General features: G+C 69.4%; 6 protein-coding genes and 3 pseudogenes. 7 read left to right on the top strand and 2 right to left on the bottom strand.

Annotation, left to right across the window (positions count from 1 at the left end):
- Positions 1–106: 106 nt before the first annotated feature.
- Positions 107–799: pseudogene (locus EFK10_RS02085) on the bottom strand (IS5 family transposase); the annotation flags it as partial.
- Positions 800–1,765: 966 nt separating this feature from the next.
- On the opposite strand from EFK10_RS02085, the pseudogene EFK10_RS02075 reads away from it, so the two are divergent.
- The 7 genes and pseudogenes from EFK10_RS02075 (at position 1,766) to EFK10_RS02045 (ending at position 8,991) form a co-directional block, all read left to right on the top strand.
- Positions 1,766–3,009: pseudogene (locus EFK10_RS02075) on the top strand (IS110 family RNA-guided transposase).
- Positions 3,010–3,197: 188 nt separating this feature from the next.
- Positions 3,198–4,028 carry an IS5 family transposase gene (locus tag EFK10_RS02070; protein ID WP_127354063.1) on the top strand — a complete coding sequence of 277 codons (831 nt, stop codon included), beginning with the start codon at positions 3,198–3,200 and terminating at the stop codon, positions 4,026–4,028.
- The gene (locus EFK10_RS02065; protein WP_127354062.1) at positions 4,025–4,441 is read left to right on the top strand and encodes a hypothetical protein; all 417 of its coding nucleotides are present in this window, start codon (positions 4,025–4,027) and stop codon (positions 4,439–4,441) included. The genes EFK10_RS02070 and EFK10_RS02065 overlap by 4 nt, the downstream gene beginning before the upstream one ends.
- Before the next feature lie 637 nt (positions 4,442–5,078).
- Positions 5,079–7,574 (top strand): M48 family metalloprotease, encoded by a 2,496-nt coding sequence (locus EFK10_RS02060; RefSeq protein WP_127354061.1) that lies wholly within the window; start codon positions 5,079–5,081, stop codon positions 7,572–7,574.
- Between the two features lie 11 nt (positions 7,575–7,585).
- Positions 7,586–7,920 (top strand): annotated as a pseudogene (locus EFK10_RS53030) (DDE-type integrase/transposase/recombinase); the annotation flags it as partial.
- Positions 7,921–8,326: 406 nt separating this feature from the next.
- Positions 8,327–8,704 carry a hypothetical protein gene (locus tag EFK10_RS02050; RefSeq protein WP_127354060.1) on the top strand — a complete coding sequence of 126 codons (378 nt, stop codon included), beginning with the start codon at positions 8,327–8,329 and terminating at the stop codon, positions 8,702–8,704.
- Entirely contained in the window at positions 8,701–8,991 is a 291-nt protein-coding gene (locus EFK10_RS02045) for a hypothetical protein (RefSeq protein WP_127354059.1), read from the top strand. Before EFK10_RS02050 ends, EFK10_RS02045 begins: the two co-directional genes overlap by 4 nt.
- A gap of 154 nt (positions 8,992–9,145) precedes the next feature.
- On the opposite strand, the gene EFK10_RS02040 is transcribed toward EFK10_RS02045, so the two are convergent.
- Positions 9,146–9,364, bottom strand: coding sequence for a hypothetical protein (locus EFK10_RS02040; RefSeq protein WP_127354058.1), 219 nt, complete (start codon positions 9,362–9,364; stop codon positions 9,146–9,148).
- Positions 9,365–9,469 lie beyond the last annotated feature (105 nt).

Genomic DNA, 9,469 nt, shown 5'->3' with positions numbered 1-9,469 from the left:
GCCGACTCCACCTCGCCGCCCCCGGCACCTAACCAGACACCAGCCCAGCACCCCCTCCGACGTCAACCCCCGAAGGACTTACGGCGCCGACCACTAAGGACTCAGATCAAAATGAGGCTTTCAGTCGTCGCCAGCAGATGATGGCGCAGCCGAGGGTGAGGAAGGCTTGGTGGATGTCGGCGCGGATCTCCCAGCGGATGCGCAGGCGGCGGAACCAGTGCAGGAGCGCGAAGGCTGCTTCCACGACCCAGCGGTTCTTGCCCAGGCCGCTGCCGTGCTCGGTGCCGCGGCGGGCGATGAGCGGGCGGATGCCCAGCTCGCGGACCTGGCGGCGGTAGATGTCGTGGTCGTAGCCCCGGTCGGCGTAGAGCACGCCGGGGCGCCGACGCGGCCGTCCGCGCTTGCCGCGGATCGGCGGCACGGCGTGGATCAGGGGCAGGAGCTGGGTGATGTCGTTGCGGTTGCCGCCGGTCACGGTGGCGGCCAGCGGGATGCCGTGGGCGTCGACGATGACGTGGTGCTTGCTGCCCGTCTTGCCACGGTCCACCGGTGAGCGCCCGGTGGCATCCCCGCCCTTCAATGCCCGCAGGTGCGAGCCGTCGACCGCTGCTCGGGACAGATCGAGCTGGTCAGCGGCGCGTAACTCGGCGAGGAGCAGTTCGTGCAGCTTCTGCCACACGCCCGCGTCGTTCCATTCCCGTAGTCGGCGCCAGCAGGTGCTTCCTGATCCGTAGCCCAACTCCTGGGGCAGGAACTCCCACCGGATCCCGGTGTACAGCACGAACAGGATCCCGCACAGCGTACCGCCTCGTGTTTCTTGCAGGTGCGGTCGGCGGTCGCCGCGGTCTCCAGCGCGTGCACAAGTCCCTTCGTGGGTACCGCCCGTGTGGTGGGCGTGCTTCGGCGGTGGTCACGGGCTCGGTTTCCTTCTGATCGGGCTGTTGGACAGCGGCGGCGGGTGCGTTCTCGGTTTCCGGTGCGGCCATGGCGGCCAGCCGGCGCTGGAGCGTCTCCCGCGCTTCGGCCAGGGCCTGGGCCCAGCCGGAACGGGCCAGATCGTCCCGGAGTTGGCTTGCGTCCAGGTCGTTGTCTTTGAGTGCGCGGTTGGTGTTGGCCGCGAGGTCGCGCAGGAGGCCCAGGCGGGTCCTGTCGGGGGATCCGAGGACACGCCGCACGTCCACCCAGTCCGCCTGGTCGCGACGGAGGATGCGGTTGGCCATGCCCTTGAGCTCGGAGAGACGGTCGCGGGCGTTGTCCGTAGCGGTGCCGTCACCGCGGGTCAGCTCGTCGAGAACGTCGAGTGCTGCCACGTAGCGTTGCGCCATGGTGGGCGAGATGGGCTGGCGGCCGCGCTGGTTCGCGGTGAGCAGACAGAGGTTGCTCTCGTGGGCGAACACCCAGCAGTCCACTTCTTCGCCCGGACGCGGGGGAGCCGAGCCGTGGCGGACGGTCAGGACCAAAGGGTGGTCGACGGCGGGGGAGAGGGCCTTGACCTTGTAGCGGCCGCCGAGCCCCGGGCCGATCACCCGGACGCGGATGTCGGTGCCGATGTCGGGGACGTCGCCGTCTGCCGTGTGTGGTTCGGCTTCGGGCGGCTGTTCGGTGGTGTCGTCGGTGTTCGTGAGGGGCACGTCAGCATGGTGCTGAGGACCGTCCACGGGAACCGTGGGGTGTTGCCGAGTGCACGAGCGTTAGATTCCTGATCCACCCTGGTCCTCCCGGAACGGCGTACTCCTTGCCCTTCACCGAGTGAGAGGAGCAGGCCGTGGACATCCTCCACGAACGCTGCGCGGGCCTGGACATCAGCAAGCGGGACGCCAAGGTATGCGTGCGCAGCCCCAACCCGCGGCGACGCGCGACCTTCACGACCGAGACGACCACCTGGGCCTCGACCACCAACGCGGTTCTGGATCTGCGCGAGCACCTGATTGCCGCGCAGGTCACGCTGGTGGTGATCGAGGCCACGTCGGACTACTGGAAGCCCTTTTTCTACCTGCTGTCCGAGGGCTTGAACGTGATCTTGGTCAACGCCCGCCAGGCCAAGAACCTGCCCGGCCGCAAGACCGACGTCTCCGATGCGGCCTGGCTGGCGCAACTGGGCGCCTACGGACTGCTGCGGGCCTCGTTTGTCCCGCCCGAACCCGTCCGGGAGCTGCGGGACCTCACCCGCGCCCGGACCCACGCGACTCGGGAGCGCGGCAAGGTCGTCCAGCGCCTGGAGAAACTGCTCGAGGACAGTGGCATCAAGCTCTCCGCAGTGGCCTCCGACATCATGGGCGTCTCCGGGCGGGCGATGCTCGAAGCCCTGATCGCGGGCCAGCGCGACCCGGAGCAGTTGGCGGACCTGGCCAAACGCAGGATGCGCAGCAGGATCCCCGAGCTCACCGAGGCGATGGAGGGCCGCTTCCGCGAGCACCACGCCTTCCTGGCCCGGCTCTACCTGGACCAGTACGACCAGCTCACCATCATGCTGGGGAAACTGAGCGGCAGGATCGAGGAGGCGATGGCCCCCTTTCGTCCCGTGCTGGACCTCCTGGACACCATCCCGGCATCAGCCGCGCCGTTGCCGAGGTCATCGTCGCAGAGACCGGAGGCGACATGACCCGCTTCCCGACAGCCAAGCACCTGGCGTCCTGGGCCGGGGTCTGCCCCGGCCACCACGAGTCCGCCGGCCGATCGAAAAACACCAAGGTCAGACCCGGCAACCCCTACCTCAAAGGCGCCCTGGGCATCGCCGCCATGGGAGCCGCCCGAACCAACGACTCCTATCTACAAGCCCGCTACAGACGCCTCACCGCCAGGCGCGGAGTCATGAAAGCCCTGGTGGCTGTCGAGCACTCGATCATCACTGCGATCTGGCACATGCTCACCACCAACAGCCCCTACCACGACCTCGGAGGCTCCTACTTCACCCAGCGCGACCCCGAGCGCGCCACCCGCCGCGCGATCACCCAACTCAACCAGCTCGGCTACAGCGTCACCCTCAACCCGCTCGGCAACGCCGCCTGAACCAGCATCCCACCCGATCAGGCAGCCAGCCCCCGGCCGCCCGGACAATTCCGCCTGCCCGAAACCCGTCTGAGCTGAGCTTATTTAGAGGGCGATACGCGAGGTGATGTCCGGTTTGCTGTCACCTGAACGTGTGGCCGTGCGCACTCCGGGCTGGTCGACGGGCTTGGCCGTGCTGGAGTGACGGGGTGAGCGACCGCAAGCCCTACAAGAGCGACTTATCCGATGAACGCTGGGCGTTGATCGAGCCGGTGATCACCGCGTGGAAGGCCCGGCACCCCTCCGTCAGCGGCCACCAGGGCAACTACGAGATGCGGGACATCGTCAACGCGCTGCTTTACCAGAGCCGCACCGGCTGCCAGTGGGACTACCTCCCCCACGACCTGCCGCCGCGCGGCGCGGTCTACTACTACTTCGCGAAGTGGCGCGACGACGGCACCGACCAGGCCATTCACGACCTGCTGCGCTGGCAGGCCCGCAAGAAGAAGGGCCGATTAGCCGACCCCAGCCTGATCATTCTCGACACACAGAGCCTGCACGCCGCCGCCGGGGTCCCGGCCGCCTCGACCGGGAAGGACGCGGCCAAGAAGGTGCCAGGCCGCAAGCGCTGCCTGGCGGTCGACGTGCTCGGCCTGATAATCGCGGTCGTGGTGCTCGCCGCCTCCGCCCACGACAACGCCGCCGGCATCGCCCTGCTGGACAAGGTCGCCGCCGACACCGACACCGTGCAGAAAGCCCTGGTCGACCAGGGCTTCAAGAAGTCGGTCGTGGACCACGGCAAGCAGGTGGGCATCGACGTGGAGATCGTGGAGCGCAATCCGGCCGATACCGGGTTCGTCCCGCAGGCCAAGCGGTGGGTCGTGGAGCAGACCAACGGGATCTTGATGCTGTATCGGCGCCTGGTCCGCGACTATGAACACCGCCCGGCTTCTTCCGTCTCCCGGGTGTACTGGGCGATGAGCGATGTGATGGCCCGTCGGCTGACCGGTACCTCCACCCCCACCTGGCGCGGTGCATGAACGGCGGACAGACCCTCGCAGCGCTGCTGGCGAGGCTGGAGGAGCGCCAGGCGCAGATCGCTGCGCAGGCCGAGGCCGCCCGCGCCAAGATCGCGGAGCTGACCGCGCTGCTGGGCGAGCTCGTCCGGGCCGCCGAGCACCTGACGATCACCCGCAAAACGCTGCTGGAGCTGCCCGACGAGCCGCCGCCGGCGCCGAGCCCGGTACTGCCGGACCATCCGGCCTACCAGCAGATCATGGCCGTGTTCGCCCAGGCGGACGGGCCGCTGCGGGCGCGGGAGGTGTGCGAGGCGATGGACCTGCCGATCCTGCCCAAGCACACCGAGGGCATCCGCTCCAAACTCAAGCGCCTGGCCGACCGCGGAATCCTGGCCGAGACGGAGCCGGGCCTGTTCACCCAGCCGCGACCGTAGACGACCGGCGGGCCCACGACCGGCTCACCTATCCCAAGCACAACGACGAAAAGAACATAAGCTCACGTATCGCCCTCTTACGCGTTAGAGTCGTCGGGCCGGGGAGTTGCCGCCCCCCTTCCAATATTGTTAATTCTACTCTCTTATGTCGAGGAGCAACATCAAAGGGTGACTGACGGCGTGATGTGTGCGGGCTCCTACCTTCGGCGGTGAGTCGTCTGCTGTCGGAGCGGGCGATGAGACCGTGAGGGTGGGATCTGGTGACCAGCAGCCGCCAGGGCGAACACGACGACGCCATGCGGACCTTTGTAGCCGCCGATGAGCGTCGCGTCGTTGATTCTCCGCAGCGGCGGCCACAACTTCGCGGCTGGAAACTAGAACTGACGCAGGCTACACCGTGGCTCGCGCGCTATCTGCGTGCCTCTGCAACTGTCGCCGAGGGCCGCCGGCTCCCTCCAGACCAACGGCACGTGGCTGTCTCGGACATGAACTTGTGCCGGAAACGCGCAGCTATCCGGTCCTGTACTTGGCCGTCATCGCCGGCGGACAACACGAATCCGCAGCCCGTCCTGGGCAGGGCGCTGGCCTGGCGGTGTGGCACAATCCGGCCAGTTGTTGGCAGTGCGACAGGAGTGTGATGGACACCCCCATATCGCAGGGCTCGCGCCGGTGGTCTGCCGCCGGGGAGTGGGTGCTCGGTACGGCCATGATGGTGGTCGCTTGGCTGCCCCTGATCCTTGTCGGTCTCGTTCTGTTCGGTCTGGCCGCGGCCTGGGGTGTCTGGACGGTGGCCATGCTGCCGGGGGTGTGGGCGCTGCGCGGTTTGCTGGGGGCGGTCAGCGGCCGGGATTCCTTGCCGGGCCGGGCGGTGCAGCCCGGTGACGAGCCTGAGCTGACCGCACTGGTCAGGGATGTGGCCGAGCGTCTCGGTTTCCGGGCGCCGCTGTTGGTGCGGGTGGTCCCGGTGCCGGACGCGGCGCTCGGACCGGCGAAGGTCTCGGGCGTGCGGAGCTACGTGCTGCTGCTCGGCCTGCCGCTGCTGCGGGCGATGACCGCAGCACAGCTGGCGGCCGCGGTCGCGCATGAGTTGGCGCACGAGCAGCATGCGCGCGACCGGCGTACGGCGTGGCTGCTGGCGGCCCGTACGGGGCTGGCGGAACGGCTCGAAGGCCGCTTCCGTCCGCTGGCCACTCTCGCGGCGCCGCTGCTGCGTGCTTCCCGGCGGCGGGCCTGGGAGACGGAGTTTGCGGCCGACGCCGACTCCGCCCGGGTCGCGGGCGCAGCCGCGACCCGCGAGGCCCTGGAGCTGACGGGGCCGCTCGGCGCGGCGTTCGCCGGGATCGGCGAGTCGTGGTGGTCCGATCTGGAGAAGGACAACGCCTATCCGGAGGATTTCTACGAAGCCTTCGAGGCCGCGCTGCAGGATCCGCTCGTGGTGCGCCGCTCCGCCCGCGTCGCGGCCGAGGAGGACGCCTTCGACCCGTACAACGCGGCGAGCCATCCGCCGATCGAGCAGCGGGTGGCCGCGCTGCCGGACGGTGACGGCTCAGGCCGGTACGGCACCGAGCCGGTGGCGCTGCGGGGCGCCCGGTCGATCGAGCGGTGGTGCGTCGGGGAGCTCGCGGGGCTCGACGGCCAGGACGCCATCGCCGGTGGGAACGGCAGGAACAACCGGGGCGGCAAGCGTAGCGGCGGCGGCAGGAGGAACCGGCAGGAGGCCCTGCGGCCGGTGCGCATCCTCGATCTGGACACTCACCAGTTCCTCGGGCCTGCCGACGGCGAGAGCCCGCTCCTGCTCGGCGCGACCTGCCGGGACTCCCCCGATGAGGCGCTGTCCGCCGCGCTGGACGCTGTCGCCGACGGCAGCTGGCCGCGTCTGGCCCGCAGGATCGAACCTCAACTGCGGTGGGTCCCCGGCCGAGCGTCCGACCGCGTCCCGCGCGGTGATGGCCGGATCCATCGGCGCGGTGCTCGTGACCGCGCTGCGGGAGGGCGGCTGGGAGTACGCCAGCCGATGGATGAGCACGGTGCTGGTCGAGCCGGACGGCACCGTCGTCGACCTCTACGAGATTCTCGTCATCGCCCTGCACAGCGGCGACCCCGCCCCTGTGCGGGCCCTGCTGCAGCCGGCCGGGACGGACGTGGCGGCATGAGACGCCCCGGCCCTGTGCTGCGGGTCGCGCTGCTGGGAACGGCCGACGCCGTGGCGGGCTTCGCGTTGCTCGCCGCCTGGCTCGGCATACATGCGTACGCGTACGGCAGCGCCCGCGACCGGGCCACGGCGACCGCTGACGGCCTGGTGATCGAGGACGACATCGGCGACGAAGAGGACATCCGTGTGCGGTGGACCGACGGCGCGGGCCATGAGCATGTGCAGCGCTTCGGCATCTACGACACGGGCCGTTACACCAAGGGCCGCCGCTTCCCCGTCGCGTACGACCCCGCGCAGGCGGACCCGCAGGGCTTCCCGGCCGACCCGGACGAGACCTCAGCGCAGGACGACCTCCTGGTGCCGATCGGCCTCGCGGGCGTCGTCGCGGCCGTGTTCTGCGAAGTCTGGGCCTGGCGCGGCCTGCGCTTTCGCTGGACGGCACGGCGGCCGGGCCGTGCGATGACGGCCACGTTGCTGTGCGGTGAGCGAATGTCGGGTGCTGCGGCCTGGCAGTCGGACACCACCTGGCTGGCCCTGTCGGAGGTGGGTCTGTCCGGCCGGCCGGTCCGGCAGCGGGTCATGTGGCATCCGGAGCTCGACCAGCTGTCCGGCCCGGTCACGGTGACCGTGCACGACGGTCCGGGCGCTCGCCGCCCTGTGGTTGTGGAGCTTGCGGACGGCACGCGCCTGGTGCCGCTGGGGCGGCTGCGGCACCAGCCCCCGAAGCGGGTGCTGCTCGGTGACAGCCAGGCCGTCCGGGCCGATCTGCGGGATTCCTTCATCCTCCCGGCCGGCACCGAGGTGCTGCCCGCCCGGCCATGGTGGCGGCCGGGCACCCAGGCTGCCGTGCTGGGCGCCGTCGTCGGTGCTGTGTCGGGCTTCCTCATGACCAGCGGGAGCGGGGTCGCCACCGTGGCATTCGCGGTGAGCGGGGCGTCGGTGTTCGTCAGTTCGTGGGCGCTGTCCGCCCCACAACCTTGAGGCTGAAGCAGCGCCGGGTACCCCGGGTGCTGGTCACCGACAAGTGCCGTCCTACGGGCCGCCTCACCGGGAACTGATGGGCTCGGTGGAACACCGGTCACACAAGGGGCTGAACAACCGGGCGGAGAACTCCCATCAGCCCACCCGCCAGCGCGAACGCGCGATGAAGTACTTCCGCTCACCCCGGTCAGCCCAGAAGTTCCTCGCCGCATTCAGTCAGATCTCGCCCTATTTCCGGCCCCGACGTCATCTGATGGCCGCATCCGAGTACCGGGCCGAGACGACCGTCCGCTTCGCCGTCTGGGACCGCATCACCGGCGTCACCACCCTGCCCACCACGGCCTGAACCAGGGCCAGTCACCCGGCCCCACCACGACTCACACACCTTAACCAACGCGCCAGCCCGACAAGTTGACAACGCCCTACAGGGCACTGACCTGCGCGAACATCACACAAATCGACCTCGCGCAGGCGGCTTGACAAGAGATAGGAGCATCTCCGGACGGTGCAGGCGACTGGACAGGTCACCCGCATCAACCGGAGCTTCGTTGCATAAGGACCGGGCCCACCAGACATCGTCATGCCGCCGTGACCTGCACAGTCGTGCACTCGCTAAGACTTTGCAACCGCCCTGGGATACCGTGCGCAAGTGACTGCCGGGTACTTTGGGGTAGCGTCGGTGACATGGCCTAGGCCGTGTGCAAAACGGGAAACCGCCGTAACCAGGCGTGAGAGAGAAGGGGGCCGCGCACGTGAGCACCGCAGCAGGCACCGAGAGCGGCGCTACGCCGCGCATCCCCCAGCCCAGCGCTACCCCCGAGGAACTACGCGCTGCCCTCGCCGTAGTCGCTCCTAACGCTCTGCCGACGTTCGACGAGGAGCGGGCCGGTGCTCTCCGGCGGGCTCGCGACTGTGTGAGTGCGGCCCCGATGCGGCGATTCGTCGGCCAGTGGGCGGTCTATGTCGCCATCGAGCGGCACCCCGAGCAGGCCGGGCGCCTGCGCGAGCTGGAGGCCCGCGCGGCAGTGGTCGACGACCTCGACGAAGCGCACGAGATCACAGCCGAGGTCGGCCGCATTTTGGACGCCGCCTGCGTGGAGGCGGGGGTCGCTCGCGTGGACGCCGAGTGAGCGACCATTACGAATGGCGCTGGGAATACGAGCCCGACGCCGAGCACGTCATCGTTGGAGTCCCCGAGCACATCGTGATCGAGGTCGAGCGACTGGCCGGCGAACTCGTCGCGCTCGCCGAGGTCGGGGTCGACATCACCGACATCGGGGAAGGGCCGCACCGCGGCGTCCCGGGCGGCGTCCGCCGCCTTCCGCTGCTGGCAGACGGATGGATCTACGCCCTCCCGTTGCCGCGGCTGCGTCTGGTGGCTATCACGCGCGTCGTCCCGCCGTTCACCGACTTGTAGGTGGGTAGGAAAGCGATGGGTGCGGCCGCGACCGAGCCGGTGTGGGCGCTGACGATTGGCTGGGGGTTGGCCCAGACCACGACGATGCAGGCGATCAGGAGAAGTCCGGTGGCGGCCGATATCACCAGCCGGAGCCGGGACATGCTGGTGGGGGTCATCGCGGGCTCCTGGCGGGGGTGATGGTGCCGTCGGGGGCAGTGCAGTAGGTGTGGATCGGGCCGACCACCAGGGCGCAGGGTGTGCTGCTGGGGCCGTCGTCCGGCGTGAGGTAGTCGCGTGCTGCGGCGCCGAGCGCGGGTCCGGCCAGGACCAGCAGCACCAGGGCGGTGAGGCCGGCGGCGACGGCCACCGACAGGCGGCGTCCTTCAGACATGCGCATGGCCCTCTCTGTCAAAGTGTGATGAGTCGGGTAAAGTGACCGATTCATTCAGTCGAGGGCGGAGAAGGAGGAGTGCCCGAAGTGGCCAGCACCAACGAC

It is taken from the genome of Streptomyces soli, from assembly GCF_003999195.1.
GTDB lineage: Bacteria > Actinomycetota > Actinomycetes > Streptomycetales > Streptomycetaceae > Actinacidiphila > Actinacidiphila soli.
Note: the sequence above shows the minus strand (reverse complement) of the source record. Positions and strands in the feature narration are given on the sequence as shown.

Coding starts and splice junctions, on each gene's coding strand:
- EFK10_RS02065 (WP_127354062.1), top strand. CDS start 4,025: ATGAACGGCGGACAGACCCTCGCAGCGCTGCTGGCGAGGCTGGAGGAG.
- EFK10_RS02060 (WP_127354061.1), top strand. CDS start 5,079: ATGGACACCCCCATATCGCAGGGCTCGCGCCGGTGGTCTGCCGCCGGG.
- EFK10_RS02040 (WP_127354058.1), bottom strand. CDS start 9,364: ATGTCTGAAGGACGCCGCCTGTCGGTGGCCGTCGCCGCCGGCCTCACC.